The organism is Streptomyces sp. NPDC088157, from assembly GCF_044741545.1.
GTDB lineage: Bacteria > Actinomycetota > Actinomycetes > Streptomycetales > Streptomycetaceae > Streptomyces.
Genome location: NZ_JBIUSU010000004.1, coordinates 201,889 through 220,623, shown reverse-complemented (window position 1 = coordinate 220,623; position 18,735 = coordinate 201,889). Strand labels below are relative to the sequence as shown.

The following is an 18,735-nucleotide window of genomic DNA, read 5'->3' as shown; positions in this document are numbered from 1 at the left end:
CAAGCGCGCATCCTGCGGCGCTGTTTCCTGACGCTACGCCGACGTTTCCCCTCATTGGAATCCTCGAAGAGTAGGATTCCGCTATGGAGAATTCAGTGGAGCGTTCGCCCGGTCCGTCGTATCCGGTGAGCGCCGCCGGCAACGCCCTGCGCGTCGTACGGTTGCTGCACGAGCTCGACGAGCTGCGGGTGATGGACGTCGCGGACCGGCTCGGTGTAGCGCGCTCGACCGCGCACCGGATCCTGGCGATGCTGGTCTTCGAGGGATTCGCCATGCAGGACCGCCACAAGGTGTACCGGCCGGGCCCAGCTCTCCAGGCGATCAGAGGAAGCCAGGCGGCTCCTCCCCCGGACCTGATCACCATCGCCCGCCCTCACCTGCAACGGCTGGCGGACGGCGTCCGCGAGACGACCCACCTGATGGTGCTCGAAGGCAACGCGGCCCGCTTCCTGGACGGCGTGGAGGGGCCCCAGGCGCTGCGCGTCAGCTACCGCACCGGCACCCTCCTGCCCGCCCACGTCACCTCGGGCGGCAAGGCCCTGCTCGCCGCGCTGCCGGCGGACCGGCTGCGAGCCCTCTACCCCAACGGGCTCCCCGGCGAGCGGGCCGACGCCTCCGACGCCGTGGAGCGCCTGTTCAACGAGCTGGTGTCGGTGCGACGGGCCGGCTACGCGATCAATCTGCAGGAGAGCGAGCGCGGGGTGCACGCCGTCGGCGCATGCGTGCGCGACCGCACGGGCTCCGCCGTGGCCGCCGTAGCCGTGGCGGCCCCGTCCGTCCGCTGCACCCGCGCGAGCCTGGCGGAGTTGTCCCGACCCTTGCTGGCAACCGTCCGGGACATCGGTCAGAATCTGTGAACGGCGGCGGCGTGCGGCACCGTCATCCCACGGGAACCGCACATCGTACCTTCGACTCGACATCGAGGAGTACAGCTACGGGGCGCTGCGCGCCGGACCGAGCGGCTTCCTGCTGAAGAACCTCCCCCGGCCGAGCTGATCTCCGCCATCCGATCGGTAGATCGGTCCACAGCGCTGACACAGTGGCTCTCGCAACACGACACGGCGGCTCCTCGACACCTGCGGACACCACCTGCCCGACCCGGGCACCGGAGAACGACCAACCGATCCACGGCTGGACCGGCTGACCGGGCCCAGTTCGAAGGCCTGGACGTCGGCGATGGTGACGATGCGGTCGGTAACGCCGCCGCGCAGGTCGATGGAGGCCTCCAGGGCGTCGTAGCCGGTGGCGTCGAACACGGCATCGCTGCCCTGCGGGGCAACGGCACGGACCCGGTCGGCGAGGCGGCGGCAGTCGCCCACGAAGGGGTGTGGCCTGGGCGCAGCCAGCTGGGTGCCCACGCCAGGTGCCGACGTCCTGGAACAACGCTCCCCTGCCGCCGGGAGGTATCCGACAGCAGCAGCCACGGTTCCGGCCACTGATCGTGACCGGAACCGTGAGGCCGGGCAGCCCCCTCTTCGAGAGGCCTGCGATGGTCTTCGGCACTCAGCCGCCGCGGACGGCGTCGGCGGTGAAGTCGTAGGTTCCCGAGCCGACCTCGAACACGGCGGCTCCGTTCTCCATCCGCAGGAACCGGACACCCTTGGCCTTCTCGGCCGGTCGGCCGCCCTCGGTCACAGCCGACAGGCTCGCCGCCGGTATGTGGACCTCCGCGACGGTGTTGACCGGGACCTTCACCTCCAGATCGAAGGCGCCGTTGCGGGTACTCCACCGCGAGGACAGGCGACCGTAGACGGTGGTGAGGTTTCCGGAACCCTCCGTCAGGCCCCCGCCGGGCACCGGCGCGATCCGGGAACGCTGGTAGCCGGGTTCGAGCGCGGAGATGCCGCCGATGTTCTGGAACATCCAGTCACCCACAGCGCCGTAGGCGTAGTGGTTGAAGGAGTTCATGTCGACCGGGCCGAAGTCGCCGTTGGGCATGATCGAGTTCCAGCGCTCCCACATGGTGGTGGCACCATTGGCGACCTCGTAGCCCCAGGACGGGTAGTCCTTGTGCAGCAGCATCCTGTAGGCCAGGTCGTCCCGGCCGATCCTGCTCAGCGCGGGCAGCAGCAGCGGTGTGCCGATGAAGCCGGTCCGCAGGTGGTAGTCGGTGAGCGCCAGTTTGGCCGTGAACTTCTCACCGACCTTGTCGACCAGCGCCGGATCCGAGACGAGGTTCATGGCGAGGGCCATCGCGTACCCGGTCTGGGAGTTGCCCTTGACGGTGCCGTCGGCCGCGACATAGGCCTTGGTGAAGGCGTCACGGATGTCGGCGGAGAGCTTGCCGTAGTCGGACGCCGCCGCGTCATCGCCCAGGGCCTTGGCCGTCTCCGCCATCATGCGGGCGTTCTCGGCATAGTAGGCCGTGCCCAGGATGCCCTGCTCGGTCGGGTCGTCCAGGTTCAGCCAGTCGTTGGTGAAGAAGGTGGTGCGGCCGGGCTCGAGCAGGTCCGGCCCGGCGCTGGTGCGCACGAACTGGAAGAACTTCTGCATGGCGGGGTAGTTCTCCCGCAGGATGCGGGTGTCGTCGTACGAGCGCCACACGGAGTACGGCACGGTGATCATCACGTCGGACCAGCCGACACCGCTGTCGCCGAACTGGCCCTGAGGGGTCGGTACGACCGCCGGCAGGTCACCGTTGGCGTACTGGGAGTTGCGTACGTCCGCCATCCAGTGCGACAGGAACGCGCGGGTGTCGACCAGGTAGTTGGCCGTCGGCGCGAACAGGCTGATGTCTCCTGTCCAGCCAAGGCGTTCGTCGCGGGCGGGCGTGTCGGTGGGAATGGAGAGGAAGTTGCCCCGCTGGCTCCAGGAGATGTTGCTCACCAGCTGGTCGAGCATGCTGTCCGAGGTCTTCAGCGTGCCGGTGGCGGGGAGGTCGGATCCCCATACGACGCCCTTGACGTCGGAGAGCGCGGGAGGCTGGTTCACCCCGGTGATCTCGATGTAGCGGAACCCGTGCTGGGTGAAGGTGGGTTCGTAGGTGACCGTTCCGGTCTCGGCGAAGGTGTAGCGGTCGGTGACCTTGGCACTGCGGAAGTTGTCGGTGTAGAGGGTGCCGTTCTTGTTGAGCACTTCCGCGTAGCGGATCCTGACGGTCTGGCCTGCGGCGCCGGCCAGCTTCAGCCGTGACACGCCGACCATGTTCTGACCGAGGTCGTAGACGTAAGTCCCTGAGGTGGGCTCGGTCATCTTCCGGGCCTGGAGCACCTGGGTCCGGCGCACCGGCTCGTCGCTCTGCGGGACCAGCAGTGCGGTCCGCGAGTCCACGCTCACGGCGGACTCCCACTTCGCGCCGTCGAATCCCGGTCGGCTCCAGCCCGACGGCTCCAGACGCGCGTCGTACGTCTCGCCGTCCTGGAGGTCGGCCTTCACGAAGGGCCCGTCCGACGCCTTCCACGAACCGTCCGTGGAGATCCACTGGACGGAGCCGTCGGTGTAGGTGACGCGCATCTTCGCCACGAGAGCGGGGGTGTTGCCGTACTGGTGGGTCCAGCCGAGCCCGACCTTGCCGGCCCACCAGCCGTCTGCCAGGGAGGCGCCGATGACGTTGTCGCCGCTTGCGAGCAGCTTCGTCACGTCGTAGGTCTGGGACTGGATGCGCTTTTGGTAGTTCGTCCAGCCCGGGGCGAGCACCTGGTCGCCGACCGGCCTGCCGTTGATCTCCAGCTCGTACAGGCCGAGTGCCGAGGCGTAGACGCGCGCGGAGGCGATCTTCTTGCCGACCCTGGTCGCGAAGTCCTTGCGCAGCAGTGGCAGCGGCCGGGACGCGGGTGCGTAGAGGGCGTCCGTGGTGCCGGACACGACGAGGGCGGAGTCGACGATCTCACCGCCGGTGAACGGGTTGCGGCCCGACGCGAAGTCGGTGTCCAGCAGCGTGCCACCGTCGGCGCCGGTCACGACGGCGCCGTAGACCGTTCCCCGTTCGCCGCAACAGGAGTGTGTGCGGAAACCAAGGTAGCCCTTCGTGAACGTGGAGTCCGTGAAGGTGTTGACCAGTTTGCCGTCGAGCGTCGTGCTGATCGTTGCGCCCATCGCCTCGTAGCGGACGGTGTGCCGGCCGACGAGGAGATCGGCGTCGGTGAAGCCGAAGGGCGCGAGATCCACCTCTTGGAGCACGCTGTAGTTGCCGTTGACCTGCTGGTGCAGCCTCAGCATCGGGATCGGGCCCGTGACGTTGAACTGCCACATGTATCCGTTGCCCGCGTCGGGGGCGCGCAGGAACATGCCGAAAGCGTTGCTGTCGAGCGTGAACTCGACCGTGGCGGTGTAGTCGGTCCACTTGTCCAGTTCGCTCGGAGCCGCGGGGCGGGTGATCCACTGGGCGCCGCCCCAGTCGCCGGGAGCCGGCAGGCCGGTCTCGAAGTACGCGGTCGCGCTCCACGGACTCGCGACTCCCCTGTCGTCCCAGGCCCGAACGCGCCAGTGGTAGCGGGTGCCCGCCTCCAGGGCAGGCCCGCCGTACCGCACGCCGACCTGGCGGGCGGACGCCACCTTGCCGGACGACCACACGTCGGCAGAGCCCGGCCTGCGTCCGACCTGGACCTCGTAGGCCCGCTGCGATGTCGCCCGCCGGGAAGACGCCGACTGCCAGCCGAGGACGGGCTCCTCATCATCGATGCCCAGCGGGTTCACCCGGCCGTTGACGGTCAGCGCCTGCACCGTGAACGGCGCGTCCGGCGCCGATGCCGCGGAGGACACGGGCTCCCGCAGAGTGGACACACCTGCCACGATGGCCAACACGACGAAGCCTCTGAGGAGTCGAAAGACGAGCGAGCGTTTACAGAGCACTGCAACCCCATGGATTGAATCGTTTCAAGTCGGGTGAAGTGCCAGGACATTACTCATGTGACGTGTAACACGTCAATAAGTTGTACTGATCTCGCGGGTGACGAGTGGTGATCCCCGCGAGCGCTCGCCGAACAGTTACTGGTCCACGTCATCGAGGTGAAGAACCAGGTGTGAGAGGGACCGGGCGGAATGCCCACGACGTCGCCGGGCTCGGAGTCGATGTGCCGCGTCGGCTGATCAGGGGCGGCGCTCGCCCGCCCGGCACTGGATCTTCGGAACCGGGGGGCAACGACGACGGCACTCGTCACCGGGCGTGGGGGTGACCGGTCCGAGACAGATGCGGTCGGTGCCGTACAGCCGGGTCGCGTCACGTGCGGGGCCCTCTTCACTTGCCGAATCCGGCGGTGAGCCCGCCGATCAGCTGGCGGCGTCCGAGGATGTAGAGGGCGAGGATCGGCAGTGTGGAGAGGACGACCGCGGCCAGGATCGCAGGGATGTTGATCGTGAACTCGCCCTGGAAGCTCCACACGAACAGCGGCAGGACCCGCTTGTCGGGGCTCTGGGTGAGGATCAACGGGAAGAGGAAGCCGTTCCAGACGTTGAGAGCGTCATAGATCGTGACCGTGATCAGGGCGGGACGCGACAGCGGTACGGCCAGGCTCCAGAGCATCCGCCAGTGGCCGGCGCCGTCCGCGCGCATGGACTCGTACAGCTCGTCCGGGATGTCACGCAGGAAGTTGACCAGGATGATCACCGTGAGCGGGATCGCGAACGCCGCCGAGGGGAGCACGATCGCGGGCAAGGTGTCGTACATCTGCGCCCTGGCGATCAGGTAGTACACCGGGATGATCGTGGCCTGCAGCGGGATGGCGAGGCCCAGCAGGAAGACGCTGAACGCCCAGCGCAGCGCCCGGCTGGTGCCGCGGACGATGGCGTACGCGGCCAGGAACGACACGGCGAGGGTAAGCAGCGTCGCGCCCACGGTGACCAGGGCGCTGTTGAGGAGGTAGTGGGTGAAGCCGCTGTCGAGGACCAGGCGGTAGTTCTCGAGCGTGGGACTGGTCGGCAGGGCGAGCGGGTTGGCGTCGAAGAAGCCCTCGCGGGTACGCAGGCTGGTGACGACGACCCAGTAGACCGGGACGAGGACGATCACCAGCCACAGCGCGCCGCCCAGGGCGCCGAGGGGGTTGGTGCGGCGCAGCCGGGCCAGGCGGCCAACGTGCCCGACGACAGCGTGCCGAGCATCGGCGCGACGAACTTCAGCGGCGGCATGGCGGCGACCGAACACCTGCTGAAGCTCGGCCACCGGCGGATCGCGATGATCGAGGGGCGGCACGACGCCGTCTGTAACACCGCCCGGCTGCACGGCTACCAGGCCGCGCTCACCGGCGCCGGCCTCACGCCGGACCCTCGCCTCATCAAGCGGGGGGCCTTCCGGTTCGAACCCGCCTACCAGGCAGCCCTCGAACTCTTCGCCCTGGACGAACCGCCCACCGCCGTGTTCGCCGGCAACGACCTGGAGGCGTTCGGCGTCATCGAGGCCGCCCGCGTCCACGGGCTTCGGGTACCGGACGACGTCAGCGTCGTCGGCTTCGACGACACCGCCGCCGCCCGCACCTCCGCCCCTGCCCTGACCACCGTCCGGCAGCCGTTCATCGAGATCGGCCGTGCCGCACTGAGCACGCTGCTCCGTCTCGCCGCCGGCGAGCCCCTGGACAGCCACCGGGTGGAGCTGGCCACCCAGTTGATGGTGCGGGCCTCGACCGCGCCACCGTCCGCCGACTCCTGAATCCGCCGCGCCCCACACCACCCCGAGGAACGCATCATGACCACACCTTGGGCCGATCCGGCCTGCCCTCGTGACGACAGGGTCGAGGCCCTGCTCGCGGAGATGACCCTGGAGGAGAAGCTCGCCCAGCTCGGCAGCGCCTGGCCCGGCGTCGAGCGCGTCAGCGGCAACGTCGCTCCGATGCAGGACGTCTTCGCCCGCCACACCGACTTCACCGAGGCCAGCAAGGACGGACTCGGCCACCTCACCCGCCCGTTCGGCACCAAGCCGGTCGAGCCGAGCGAGGGAGCCCGGCAACTCGCCGCCCTGCAACGTGAATTGATGGACAACACCCGGCTCGGCATCCCCGCCGTCGCCCACGAGGAGTGCCTGACGGGCTTCACCACCCACCACGCCAGCGTCTTCCCCACCGCGCTCGCCTGGGCGGCCACCTTCAACCCGGACCTCGTCGAACGCATGGCCCACGCCATCGGTACGAGCATGCGCCAGGTCGGCGTCCACCAGGGCCTCTCCCCCGTCCTCGACGTCGTTCGCGACTACCGCTGGGGCCGCGTCGAGGAGACCCTCGGCGAGGACCCGTACCTCGTCGCCACCACCGGCACCGCCTACGTCCGCGGGCTGGAGAGCGCCGGGATCATCGCCACCCTCAAGCACTTCGCCGGCTACTCCGCCTCAAAGGCCGCCCGCAACCACGCGCCCGTCTCCATGGGCCCGCGGGAGTTCGCCGACGTGATCCTGCCGCCGTTCGAGACGGCGATACGGGAGGGCGGCGCCCGCTCGGTGATGAACTCGTACGCCGATGTCGACGGCATGCCGGCCGGCGCGGATGTGTCCCTTCTCACTCAACTGCTGCGCGAGGAGTGGGGATTCGAGGGCACGGTCGTCTCCGACTACTGGTCCATCGCCTTCCTGCGCACCATGCACCGCATCGCCGCCACCGAGGGCGAGGCCGGCGCCCGCGCCCTCGCCGCGGGCATCGACGTCGAACTCCCCGACACTCTCTGCTACGGCGAACCCCTCGCCGAACTCGTCCGCGAGGGCACCGTCTCCGAGGACCTCGTCGACCGGGCCGTACGACGCGTGCTGCGCCAGAAGATCGAACTGGGCCTGCTGGACGCCGACTTCGACCCGGACACCACCTCCGAGGACCCCATCGACCTGGACCCGCCGGCGCACCGGGCCATCGCCCGGGAGCTGGCCGAGCAGAGCATCGCACTGCTCGACAACCGGGACGGGCACCTCCCCCTGGCGCCGGACACCGGGTCCCTCGCTCTCATCGGGCCGTGCGCCGACGACGCCAACGCCTTCTTCGGCTGCTACTCCTTCCCCAACCACGTCCTGCCCCACCACCCCGGCCACGACAACGGCATCGAGGCCCGCACCCTGCTGGACGCGCTGACCACGGAGCTGCCCGGCACCCGTATCGCCTACGAACAGGGCTGCCCCGTCAAGGACATTGACCGCAGCGGATTCGACGCGGCGGTTCAGGCGGCCCGGGAAGCGGACGTCTGCGTCGCCGTCGTCGGCGACCGCGCCGCCCTCTTCGGCCTCGGCACCTCCGGGGAGGGCTGCGACGCGGAGGACCTCTCCCTGCCGGGCATCCAGGACGAACTGGTCGAGGCCCTGCTCGCCACCGGCACCCCGGTCGTCCTTCTCGTCGTCTCCGGCCGCCCGTACGCGCTCGGCGCCTACGCCGACCGGGCGGCCGCCGTCGTCCAGGCCTTCTTCCCCGGCGAGGAGGGCGGCCCCGCCCTGGCCGGAGTGCTCTCCGGGCGGATCAACCCATCGGGCAAGCTGCCCGTGCAGGTCCCGCGGACGGCGGGCGGCCAGCCCGGCACCTACCTGCACGCCCCCCTCGGCGGCAACACCCAGGGCGTGACCAATCTCGACCCCACCCCGGCCTACCCCTTCGGACACGGACTGTCCTACACGAGCTTCGCCTACGACGGGTTCGCATTGAGCGCCGAGGAGATTCCCACCGACGGCGAGGTCGAGATCAGCTGCCTGGTCCGCAACACCGGCGACCTCCCCGGATCCGAAGTCGTCCAGCTCTACACCGCGGACCCGATCGCCCAACTCCCCCGCCCGGTGACCCAGTTGACCGGATTCGCCCGAGTCCTCCTCGCCCCGGGCGAGCAGCGCACGGTCACCTTCCGCCTGCACGCCGACCGCCTCGCCTACACCGGACCCGACCTGCACCGCATCGTCGAACCGGGCGAGATCACCGTCATGCTCGGCACCTCCAGCACCGGCATCCGCTTTAGCGGCGGCGTCCACCTCACCGGTCCGACCCGCCGCGTCGGACACGCGAGGGTTCTGAGCACGCCTGTCCTCATCGGCTGACACCTCAGTGTCCGCGTCCGGCCGCCTGAGACCTGGGGCTCGCCTCCACGTCTCAGGCGGTCGGCGCGCGAGCGATTTGAACGGAGCGCTCCGCTCCGATAAATTAGATGTAACGCACAGCATTTCGCGACACGAAGGACACGTGAACACAACAACCAGGCCGACGGCGCTGGTGACCGGCGGCGGCCGGGGAATAGGCGCGGCGACTTCACGGGAGCTCGCAGCCCGTGGATACCGCGTGACCGTCAACTACTTCTCGGACCGTCCATCGGCCGAGCAGGTCGTCAAGGAGATCGAGGCCGACGGCGGCGAGGCCTTCGCCCTGCAGGGCGATGTGCGCGACCCCGCTCAGGCGGTCGAGCTGCTGCGGCGCACCGCGGTCGACGGGCGCCTCGACGTCCTGGTCTGCAACGCCGCCCCCCACTTCACCCCCGCACCGATCCAGACCCTCGCCTGGAACGACTTCCAGGCGAAGCTGACGGGCGAGCCGGCTTCCGTCTACACCCTCACCCAGCAGGCGCTGGCGATCATGGGCGCCCAGGGACACGGCCGGATCGTGTACGTGTCCAGTGCCGTGGCCGACGGCCCGTCCACCCCGGGCATGGCCCACCACGGCACCGCCAAGGCCGCCCTGAACACCTTTGCCCGCTTCGTCGCCCACGAGGCCGGTCCGCTCGGCCTCAACGTCAACGTCGTGGCACCGGGCTTCGTCCGCACCGAGGGCAGCGCCGGGATACCGCAGCACATCCAGCGGCGCTTCGCAGAGAACACCCCGCTGGGGCGGGTCGCGGAACCGGAAGACGTGGCCCGGGCGATAGCGATGCTGGCCAGCGCGGAGGCCGGCTTTGTCACCGGGCAGATCCTCACGGTCGACGGTGGGCTCGGCGTGGCACGTATGTAGGGGACAATGCTTGGCCATGGGTGACACGCACACGGGTACGCCACGCGGCCGCCGACGGGAGGCGGACCGCAACGACGCCCGCCTCATGCAGGCCGCGCGCGAGGTCTTCGCCGAGCTGGGCTGGGACGCCCCCGTCTCGGAGATCGCCCGTCGAGCCGGAATCGGCATGGGCAGTCTCTACCGCCGCTATCCCAGCAAGGAGCTGCTGGCTCAGCGGATGCGCATCGTGGGGATGGAACAGTTGGTCACCCTGGCACGCACGGCTCTTTCCGAAGAGCCCGACCCCTGGTCGGCGTTCGCCCGCTTCCTGCGGGATGCACTGTCGGCCCCGGGACCGGGCGGTCCGCTCCTCCCCCTGGTCGGCGGCCGGCTGCCGGCCACGGACGACACAGTGAACGCCGCCGACCGACTGCGGGCCGCCCTCGACGACCTCGTGGCCGGCGCACACCGAGCAGGGGTACTTCGCGCCGACTTCACCTCCGCCGACATCCCACTCCTGCTGGAACACCTCAGCGCAAGGATGCCTGTCCCCAGTGAGCGTGCCGCCGCGCTGCGCCTGCGATACCTCGATCTGGTCCTCGCCGGGCTGCGCACCTCGATGGCCGAACCGCCGGCCACCCTTTCGGGCCCGGAACCGCGCTGGGGCGAGCTCCGGGATCTGTGGAACACGCAGCAAGGGTGAACGGGCCACGTCACGGATGCCGGTCACCTGGTTTCGGTCGTTCACAGTCCCAGAAGGCGTTCGGCGTTGCCGTGCGCGATGCGCGCGAGGTCGGCCGGCGCATACGGTGCGGAACGCAGGAACGCCACCGCCTCGGCGCTGGACTCGAACGGGTAGTCGATGGAGAACAGCACCCGGTCGACACCGACCGCATGGACGGCTCCCAGCAGCGCGGCATGGGACATGACTCCGCTGGTGGTGACGTACACGTTGTTGCGCAGGTAGTACGAGGGCAGGTGCTGCACCCGCTGCTCAACGGGCACTTGGGGGTAGCGGCTGTCGAGCCGGGCCATCTGGAACGGCAGCAGCTCGCCCATGTGCCCCAATGTCACCGAGGCGCCCGGGAACTCGTCGAACACGCCGCCGTAGATCAGCCGGAGCGCATGGGCACCCACCGCCCATCCCTGCGTGCCACCTGACCATCAGCGCCTGAGCAGCGGAAGTGTCGGCTCTTGCCGCTCCAGAGCGCTCCTGGGTGAAGTGGGACTGCTGCCCACTTCCTCTCTTGAACTGGAGCCAAGCTAGTTCTAGGGTACTTTCCAGTCAAGACCAGTAAAGAAGTCAGATAGACACGGGCCTACCTCATGACCCGCAGTCAAGAATTCGGCAGTCTGTCAACCTGTACCGACCGCCACGGCCAAGCCACGCGACGGGCCACCCCAGATCGTCGGACTGGTCATTTTCCTGGTCCGCCCAGGGTGAACCGCCTGGTGGGGGTCCGCTCGCACAGGGCCTTCCCGGGCGAGTGAGGTGCTGGCGGCTGTGCCGGGCCTGCGATGAACCGCGTAACGATCTGAAGGAACATAAGAGTGGAACAGACCATGATGGCGGTCCGCCTGTTCGAACATGGCGGGCCCGAGGTGCTCAAGTACGTAGAGGCACCGATCCCCGACGTCGGCCCCGACGACGTCTTGTTGCGCGTGCACGCCACGGCCGTCAACAGCTGGGACCTGCGCTACCGCGCGGGCAACCTGCCGCAGCCCCTCCCGGGACGGCCGGCCTGGCCCCTGCCGTTCCAGCTCGGCCGTGACGCGGCCGGTGAGATCGTCGCCACCGGCGAGAACGTCACCCGCTGGCGCCCCGGCGACAGGGCGGTCCAGCTCCCGCACCCGCCATGCCGTAACTGCGCCCTGTGCGTACGCGGACTCGAGAACCTGTGTATCGACACCGCCTACCCCGGACACCAGGTCTTCGGCGGATACGCCCAGTACGTCGCGCGCCGCCAGGACGCCGTCCTGCCTATCCCCGACGGCGTCGACTACGAGACGGCCGCGGCCACCATGTGGACCTACACCACCCCGCTCAACTGCGCCAGGCAAGCGCCCGTCGGCCCCGGCGACACGGTGGTCATCACCGGCGCCAGCGGCGGAATGGCAATCGCCTGCGCCCAACTGGCCAAGCTGAGCGGAGCCACCGTCATCGGCACAACCACCAAGCCGGACCGCGACGAAGCACTCAGGAAGCTCGGCTACGACCACATCGTGCACTCCACCGATCCCCGGCTGCCGGCACAGGTACGGGAGCTGACCCATGGACTGGGCGCCGACGCCGTCTGGGACTGCGTCGGCGGCAACGACTTCTTCCAGCTCTCTCTTGCCTGCACACGCCTCGGCGGCACGGTCATCGTCCTTGGCACACCGACCGACCAGGGATCCCGCCTCGAACTGGACGCCCTCGCCCTCATCGGCCAGCAGGTCAAGATCGCCAGCGTGCGCGGCGCCACCCTGCGCGACCAACAACTGTGCCTGGAACTGCTGGCAGACAAAAAGATCACCCCGATCATCGACCGCGCCTACCCCCTCGAAGAAGCTGCCGAAGCCCACACCTACCTCGAAAGCCAACGACAGACCGGCAAAGTACTCCTCCTGCCCTGACGCCAAGCCAACTGCCGAGGGGTACGGGTGGAGTCCGGAGTGTCGGCCTTCACGGCGCCGTACGGAGTGCGCCGAGGTGCGCGCGGGCCCATGAGACCCGCGCCGAAGCCGAGGAGCTGGGCGACGGTGACAACGGCGCCTTCGCCTGCCCCGAGCATTGCGGGAAGTCGTGGAGCCCGCCGCAGTTCGCTGCGTGACCCCACCCGTGGCGTGCCGCCTGGTCCACCCGGTCCCAGGCCACCGCCACGCGGCCCTCTCGATGCGGGTGGGTGACGCCGTTCGCTGTCCTGCGCGCCGTGGCTTCGCGGGCACCGCGCGCAGCCGGGCCCGACCAGCCGCGGCGTCGCGTCCCGGCACGCCTGCGAGATGCGCCCCGCGGATGTGGACACATCACGCTCAGCTCGTAGCACGCAGGCCGACGCCGGCGGCCAAGCATCGGGATTGAGCTCGGCAGGCATCCGGAGCAGCAAGGAATGTACGACTCCCCGCTCGGCGGGGGTGAGCACCGCAAGCGCTTCCTCGTCGAGACGTTCCACCACACCCCTCGCCCTCCAGCAGATGCCACTTGTGGATCCGGCGTGTCGATGTGAGAAAGAGACGGGGAAAGGCTGAGCGGAACACAGGTCCTCAGGCGCAGGTGAGTGCTGCTCTGGGGGCGGAGTCACCGCCCGGATCGTGCGACATTCACCGGTGCGCTGCGGGTGAAAGGACGGAAAGGTATGAGCCGTACCGAGAGCCGTGCGCCGTCGTACGGTTTCACGCGCGGTCGTCCCCGCAGCAAGGCCGTGGAACAAGCGATTCTGGAAGCGGTGATGGAGCTGTGCGAGGACGGCGTTCCACTGGGTGATCTCTCGGTCGAGCGCATCGCCCGCACCGCTGGCGTCGGCAAAGCGGCCATCTACCGCCGGTGGAGCGACAAGGAGGATCTGTTCGTCGACGTCAGACGCGCTGTCGAGTCCGCCGTACCCGAACTCCCGGGCACCTCGATGCGGGACGACCTCGTCGTTCTCCTGGAGTCGCTGCGCCAACGCAGCCTGGGCAGCCGCTTGTTGGCGATCCTGCACAACGCGCACGTCCAGACGAGGAGCAGCCCGAAGATCTGGGCGGCCTACCATGCCGGCGTGATCACTCCCCGGCGTGACCTCGGACTGGCGATCCTCCGTCGAGGCCGGACGAACGGGGAACTTCGTACGGACATCGACCTGGAACTGGCTATCGAAATATTCGTCGCTCCTCTGCTCATCCGCTTGTTCGTCGGCCCCGATCCCGACCTCCCGGACGGACTGACCGAACAGATCGTCGACGCCGTGCTCCGCGGCCTACGGCCCGTCAGCGCCCCGAGCGGTTGAAGGCGTAGGCACCGGGGGCAGGCCCGCTGCCACCCGACCGCACCCCAATGGGAGCGCGCACCTTGCATAGTGGTGACCCGGGCCATACGCCTGAAGAGAGCATGCGCATTCGCTGGACGCATCACGACGCAGGTCACCGTGTTGGCGAGCAGAGCAGCCCTCGGTGCCGTGGTGGTTTTCCTCCGTTGCAGTCGCTGCGCGGGGTGTCTCCCCTGGTTCAGGGGAGACACCCCGACTGTGTCGGGAGCGCTCAGCCTCGCGCGGCGAACGCAGTGGCCGCTTCCTCGAAGGACGCGGGTGCACGGTCGAGCAGCATCCGCAGGACGTTGCTGTTGCCCCGCAGACCGTGCCGGTCATAGTCCTGCCACATGGCGCGCATGTCCGAGGCCCGGGACGCGGAGTCGGCCACTCCCTGCGGGAGCGGTGCGTCCGCCCAATCCAGCGTCCTCGCCTCCAGTTCCACGCCTCGTGCCCGCCCGGCGAGGCTCACCGCCTCAGCCAACGTCAGGGCAGGTCCCGCGAGTTCGTAGGTCGCCGAGTCGTGCCCCTGCTCGGAGAGCACCTTGACGCCGACTTCCCCGAGGTCACGCAAGTCGATGAACGAGAACTCGTTGTCTACGTTGAACGGCACCCCGACGGGGCCGGCCGGAGCCCTCCCCCACGTCGACAGGACGATCTGCGCGAACATCGACGGCTGGAGGATCGCCCAGTTCAGCCGCGAGGCCCGCACGGCGGCCTCGGCGTTCGCCTTGCGCAGGTGGTGGCGCAGCCCGGGAGTGTGCGGGTGGAGGACGGACAGGTACACGAACCGGCGCGCACCCGCGTTCTCGGCCGCCTCAAGTGCCCTGATCGCGAGCACGTCTTCCTCCGGGTGGAACGCCGGCGGAATCATGAACACGGAGTCCGCGTTCTCCAGCGCCTGACGGACGCTGTCCGGCCTCTCCAGGTCGGCCTCGACGATGTCGTCCACGCCCAGGGCGGCCACTCGCTCCCGCCCTGCCGGGCCGTGCACCACGGCCCGGACCCGGAATGGAGCTCGCAGCGCGGCCTCCAGCACGTACGTACCGCAGAGCCCGGCCGCCCCGATCACCGCGATCAGGGGCGGCTCCTGGCTGCGTACGGCTTCTGATTCGGACACTTTCCCGGCTTCCTCTCGCTGTTCTGAGGCGACTTGGCGGAGCTGTGACGCGCTGGTGCGTCGTCGGGTCAGGGGTTGATCACGGTCATCCACATGGGGTCGTCGACGCGTTGCTGTATCGCGTCCATGGCCTTGAGCGCTTCGGTGAGCGGGAACCGGTGGGTGATGAGTTCGTCTGCCGTGAGGGTGCCCGCCGCGAGCAGACGCAGGACATCCGTCGCGTCCTGGCGGGTGTAGGCGCGCGTGGAGACGAAGCGCCAGCAGTGCATCATCAGAGCGATGGGGGGCAGCGCCAGCGGGGTGGAGTTGCCGCCCATGTGCACGAGTGTGCCGCCGGTGGCCATAGCGGCCATGGCCTGGCCGAGGGCGGGACCCTCCGGGATGAAGTCGATGACGGCATGGGCTCCCCCGGGTGCCAGCTCACGCAGCCGACGGGTGAGAGAACCGTCGGTCGACCAGTTCTCAGGAAGTTCGCCGAGTGCGACGACGCCGGCCGGTATGCCGCCGGCGAGCCCCGCGACACGGTGGAGGCGCTCGCTGTCGCGGCCGACGAGAATCAGACGGGCGACCCCGAAGTGCTCCGCGAGCTTGACCGTCGCGGTCCCCATGGTGCCGGTCGCGGCGGTGACCACGAGAGTGGCCCGTTCCGGAAGATCGGCGCATTTGAGTGCGCGCACGGCGTTGGCCAGATCCTGGACCTTGGCCGCGACGTCGAAGCCGACGGAGTCGGGCAGGGAATCGATCAGCCAGTGCGGGACACGGACGTACTCCGCGAGTCCGCCGTCGTGGTACTGCTCGTACAGAGGCATCGCGGCATCGCCGAAGGCGGCGTGGCCGAGCATGGCCTGCTGAGCGCACATCATGTCCCGGTCGGTACGGCAGTACTCGCACTCACGACAGTTCAGCAGAGGGTGCACTCGCACCCGGTCGCCGACCGCATGGCCGGTGACGTCCCGGCCGACGGCGGAGATGACGCCTGCGGCCTCGTGGCCGAGTGTGGTGGGCAGGTGTTTGAGCGCTCCCATCCGAAGCAGGCGCATGATGCCCGGCGCCAGGCCGGCGGAGGCGACCTTCACGACCACGTCGAGCGGACCCGGGTCGGGGACGGGCACTTCCTCCAGGACGAGTGCTTCGGCACCCTGGTGCGCACGCAGGGCAAGCATCGTGGCCATCAGCGGACCTCCACGGTGAGGCTCGGGAGCCGTTCCGGCGTGTACGGGTCCGCCGTACGCGCGGTCTCGGCGACCTGGGGCAGTTCCTGGTGCGAGAGAAGACTGACGTAGTCACCGGGCTCGGTCACGACGCTGCTGTGGGAGATGCCGAGCGGGATGCGCACGAAATCACCCGGCTCGAGGTCGACGATGCCCCGCTGGGTGATCAGCGTGCGGTGACCATGGGCCTGGTACTGGATCTCGTCGGCATCGAGGGTGCGCCGGTAGCGGCGCTGCCCGCCAGGAACGGTGGTGACCATGCCGAGGCGGATGCGATCGGTCGAATACAGCCAGGTCACGTCCTGACCGGGATCGGCCCGCAGCACCGCCATCCGCCGGTCCTCCTGGTGCGCCTGCTCGAGCAGGAGCTGTTCGTCGACCCCGAAGACGGTGATGTCGTGGCCCGCCGCGGCCATGCACTGCGTGATCGCCTCGTTGGCCTCGCCGGGCTGCCAACCGGGGAACGGCGGGATCATAGCCTCTGACTCCCGCTGGGCCGGTGCGAGTTCGGTGACCGGTGCGGGGATGTAGAACAGCAGGTGGCTGTCCTCGCGGCCGTAGTTGTCGTGGGCGACGCCGCGCGGGATGCGGGAGAACTCGCCGGTCTGGAACTCGATCACACCGAGCTCGGACATCAGCGTCCGCTCGCCGCCGATCTGGTAGGAGATCTCGTCGACGTCGCAATTGCGGTGGTAAAACGGCTGCCGGCCGTCCATTTTCTGCCACTCGACACGGATCTCGTAGTTCTCATAGACACCGCGCGGCGGGGCGAACGCCTCCGGCTCGTACTGCTGCGGATAGTGCACCACGGTCAGCGGCGGGTGCTCCCCCCACAACTTGACGGGCACCTTCGGGGGATGCGGCGGCGAGAGCAGCAGGTGCTCGTCGCGGACGATACTGCGCAACGGATGGTCGGAGCCCAGAACCATGACGTCTTCAACGACACTCACGAGGACCTCCTTGTCCTTGGGTGAAGGGGTGGATCGACTCTGGTGACGGGGAGGGAACGCGTGCCGCAGCCCCTTGCCCCACGCCTGTGGCAGTGGTCACCTCTTTCGGCCCCAGTACATCTCGATGCCCTTCCATTCCATCAGCTGAGGGCTGTCGACCTTGTCCCCGAACGCCTCGCGGATCTGCTCTCCGGAGTAGTAGGGGATGTCGTCCACGGGGACGTGCGCGAAGAGTTTGTCGAACCACTGCCGAAGGTGGACGTCGGAGTTGATACGGGAGGTGAACGTCGTTCCCTTGAGGACCGCTTCGGCCAGCACGATGCGTCGGCCGGGCTTCATCACTCGCAGCAGGTCCGCGGCCGTCTCGTGCCAGTCGTCGGAGTGTTGTGTGGCCTGCAACACGGCGACGCAGTCGTATGCCTCGTCGTCCACCGCGTCCGTGTACGACCAGCGCCAGCAGCCGATCTGACCGTTCCGGCCGGGGACCTTGCCCAGGACGGCGTTTCGTCCGTCCTTGATGATCTCCACGGTGTCGATGACGCCGTCCGGCCCCACAATGGCCTGCATGTCCTCGACCCATCCGGCGGGCGTGATGCCCTCGCCGATGAGCAGAACCCGGTCGCCGGCACGGAGTTCGAGGAGACCGTAGACGATCTCGGAGATCGGCCGGGCCAGCTCCTGCCAGATGTACGGCAGGCCACCGGCGATGGCCATGGCCATTTCCCACTTCACGCGCTGGTTGACGTCGTGGACCTCCGCGCCGAAACGCTCCTCGTCCCACGGCTGGATGTATTTCCAGGGGTCTCCGCCGCCGAAGCTGTCCTCAGCTTGTGTACTCATGTGATGGCCTCCGTAGCCTGCCGGAATCGTGTGATGAAGGCGGCACTTCCGGCTGGAATGCCGCCTCGAGGCGCCTGGTCCATCAAGCGCAGATGTTGACAAGGGCACCGATGCCTTCGATCTCGATGCACACCTCGGTGCCGGACCGCAGGAAGAGTCCCCGCATGTGGCCGACACCGGCGGGGGTTCCGGTGCTGATCACGTCGCCGGGTTCGAGGGTTGTCTGCCGAGACAGATAGGAGACCAGCGCGGAAACAGGGTGGATGAGCTGCGAGGTCCGTGCGTCCTGGCGCAGGTCGTCGGGGTCGGTGAATTCGTCGAGCGTGACGAGGGCGGGTCCCATGGAGGTGAAGGTGTCGAAGCTCTTGGCTGCGGTGACATCGGCCGCCCGGCCGGGGATGCGGCGGTGCAGAAGGCGGCCATGTCGTCGTAGCCCGCGGTCTTGAGCAGCAGCTCTGAGAGCTGCAGCGCGACGGCTTGTGTCCCGCCGGCCCCTGTCCCGGTCTGAGGGGTCGTCGTCATCGAGGGCCTCCTTGCCCGTCAATCTGTGGGGCGCAACGGCCTTGAGGTACGGCGCGTGATGCACCGCTGGCCGCGGTCCAGGACGTAAGCACCATCGGGCTGCCGCACATTGGCAGTCACGTGGACGGTCTGCCGCCTGCTAGCAGGTCGATCCCGGCAGCGGCCCGGCCTCCGTAGATGTCGTGGTGGTATCCGACAACCAGAGCCAGGCAGTAGCTCCCGGCATCGCTGTGATCAGCGGGAGTCACCAAGAAGCTCCCTATCTCTTGAACCCAAGACGAGCGTAACACCGCACACGATCGGTCA

General features: G+C 68.7%; 14 protein-coding genes and 2 pseudogenes. 7 read left to right on the top strand and 9 right to left on the bottom strand.

From position 1 onward, the window contains the following. The first annotated feature begins 83 nt into the window (after positions 1–83). Positions 84–857: an IclR family transcriptional regulator gene (locus ACIPFH_RS16885; protein ID WP_401827256.1), complete on the top strand. Its 774-nt coding sequence runs from the start codon at positions 84–86 to the stop codon at positions 855–857. Between the two features lie 266 nt (positions 858–1,123). On the opposite strand, the pseudogene ACIPFH_RS16880 reads toward ACIPFH_RS16885, so the two are convergent. From ACIPFH_RS16880 to ACIPFH_RS16870, 3 genes and pseudogenes are all read right to left on the bottom strand, one after another. Continuing rightward, positions 1,124–1,301: pseudogene (locus ACIPFH_RS16880) on the bottom strand (NADP-dependent oxidoreductase); the annotation flags it as partial. Between the two features lie 202 nt (positions 1,302–1,503). Further along, a complete protein-coding gene (locus ACIPFH_RS16875) occupies positions 1,504–4,722 on the bottom strand; it encodes a family 78 glycoside hydrolase catalytic domain (RefSeq protein ID WP_401827254.1) in 3,219 nt (1,072 codons plus the stop codon). Positions 4,723–5,176: 454 nt separating this feature from the next. Beyond that, positions 5,177–5,944 carry a carbohydrate ABC transporter permease gene (locus tag ACIPFH_RS16870; RefSeq protein ID WP_401827253.1) on the bottom strand — a complete coding sequence of 256 codons (768 nt, stop codon included), beginning with the start codon at positions 5,942–5,944 and terminating at the stop codon, positions 5,177–5,179. A 63-nt stretch (positions 5,945–6,007) separates the two neighbouring features. Between ACIPFH_RS16870 and ACIPFH_RS16865 the strand changes: the two are divergent. The 4 genes and pseudogenes from ACIPFH_RS16865 to ACIPFH_RS16850 form a co-directional block, all read left to right on the top strand. Next, a pseudogene (locus tag ACIPFH_RS16865) lies at positions 6,008–6,580 on the top strand (substrate-binding domain-containing protein); the annotation flags it as partial. A gap of 36 nt (positions 6,581–6,616) precedes the next feature. Beyond that, positions 6,617–8,923 (top strand): glycoside hydrolase family 3 N-terminal domain-containing protein, encoded by a 2,307-nt coding sequence (locus tag ACIPFH_RS16860; protein ID WP_401827251.1) that lies wholly within the window; start codon positions 6,617–6,619, stop codon positions 8,921–8,923. Between the two features lie 142 nt (positions 8,924–9,065). Further along, the gene (locus tag ACIPFH_RS16855) at positions 9,066–9,824 is read left to right on the top strand and encodes an SDR family oxidoreductase (protein ID WP_401827250.1); all 759 of its coding nucleotides are present in this window, start codon (positions 9,066–9,068) and stop codon (positions 9,822–9,824) included. 16 nt (positions 9,825–9,840) lie between these two features. Next, the gene (locus ACIPFH_RS16850) at positions 9,841–10,506 is read left to right on the top strand and encodes a TetR/AcrR family transcriptional regulator (protein ID WP_401827248.1); all 666 of its coding nucleotides are present in this window, start codon (positions 9,841–9,843) and stop codon (positions 10,504–10,506) included. A gap of 41 nt (positions 10,507–10,547) precedes the next feature. Here the strand turns inward: ACIPFH_RS16850 and ACIPFH_RS16845 are convergent, their stop codons facing one another. Further along, positions 10,548–10,940: an amidohydrolase family protein gene (locus ACIPFH_RS16845; protein ID WP_401827247.1), complete on the bottom strand. Its 393-nt coding sequence runs from the start codon at positions 10,938–10,940 to the stop codon at positions 10,548–10,550. 414 nt (positions 10,941–11,354) lie between these two features. Between ACIPFH_RS16845 and ACIPFH_RS16840 the strand changes: the two genes are divergently transcribed. Together ACIPFH_RS16840 and ACIPFH_RS16835 are read left to right on the top strand one after the other, a co-directional pair. Next, positions 11,355–12,419 carry a zinc-binding alcohol dehydrogenase family protein gene (locus ACIPFH_RS16840; RefSeq protein WP_401827246.1) on the top strand — a complete coding sequence of 355 codons (1,065 nt, stop codon included), beginning with the start codon at positions 11,355–11,357 and terminating at the stop codon, positions 12,417–12,419. Between the two features lie 719 nt (positions 12,420–13,138). Continuing rightward, on the top strand, positions 13,139–13,768 hold the full coding sequence (locus tag ACIPFH_RS16835; protein WP_401827245.1) for a TetR/AcrR family transcriptional regulator: 630 nt from the start codon (positions 13,139–13,141) through the stop codon (positions 13,766–13,768). A 250-nt stretch (positions 13,769–14,018) separates the two neighbouring features. Here the strand turns inward: ACIPFH_RS16835 and ACIPFH_RS16830 are convergent, their stop codons facing one another. From ACIPFH_RS16830 to ACIPFH_RS16810, 5 genes are all read right to left on the bottom strand, one after another. Further along, positions 14,019–14,906 carry an SDR family oxidoreductase gene (locus tag ACIPFH_RS16830; protein ID WP_401827243.1) on the bottom strand — a complete coding sequence of 296 codons (888 nt, stop codon included), beginning with the start codon at positions 14,904–14,906 and terminating at the stop codon, positions 14,019–14,021. 68 nt (positions 14,907–14,974) lie between these two features. After that, a complete protein-coding gene (locus ACIPFH_RS16825) occupies positions 14,975–16,078 on the bottom strand; it encodes an alcohol dehydrogenase catalytic domain-containing protein (RefSeq protein ID WP_401827242.1) in 1,104 nt (367 codons plus the stop codon). Next, positions 16,078–17,067, bottom strand: a complete 990-nt coding sequence (locus tag ACIPFH_RS16820) for a hypothetical protein (protein ID WP_401827241.1) — start codon at positions 17,065–17,067, stop codon at positions 16,078–16,080. The genes ACIPFH_RS16825 and ACIPFH_RS16820 overlap by 1 nt, the downstream gene beginning before the upstream one ends. 96 nt (positions 17,068–17,163) lie before the next feature. Then, positions 17,164–17,907 carry a hypothetical protein gene (locus ACIPFH_RS16815; protein WP_401827240.1) on the bottom strand — a complete coding sequence of 248 codons (744 nt, stop codon included), beginning with the start codon at positions 17,905–17,907 and terminating at the stop codon, positions 17,164–17,166. Between the two features lie 82 nt (positions 17,908–17,989). Beyond that, complete coding sequence (locus ACIPFH_RS16810; RefSeq protein ID WP_401827238.1) at positions 17,990–18,493, bottom strand: fumarylacetoacetate hydrolase family protein; 504 nt, start codon at positions 18,491–18,493, stop codon at positions 17,990–17,992. Positions 18,494–18,735 lie beyond the last annotated feature (242 nt).

Coding starts and splice junctions, on each gene's coding strand:
- ACIPFH_RS16885 (WP_401827256.1), top strand. CDS start 84: ATGGAGAATTCAGTGGAGCGTTCGCCCGGTCCGTCGTATCCGGTGAGC.
- ACIPFH_RS16815 (WP_401827240.1), bottom strand. CDS start 17,907: ATGAGTACACAAGCTGAGGACAGCTTCGGCGGCGGAGACCCCTGGAAA.
- ACIPFH_RS16860 (WP_401827251.1), top strand. CDS start 6,617: ATGACCACACCTTGGGCCGATCCGGCCTGCCCTCGTGACGACAGGGTC.
- ACIPFH_RS16835 (WP_401827245.1), top strand. CDS start 13,139: ATGAGCCGTACCGAGAGCCGTGCGCCGTCGTACGGTTTCACGCGCGGT.
- ACIPFH_RS16825 (WP_401827242.1), bottom strand. CDS start 16,078: ATGGCCACGATGCTTGCCCTGCGTGCGCACCAGGGTGCCGAAGCACTC.
- ACIPFH_RS16850 (WP_401827248.1), top strand. CDS start 9,841: ATGGGTGACACGCACACGGGTACGCCACGCGGCCGCCGACGGGAGGCG.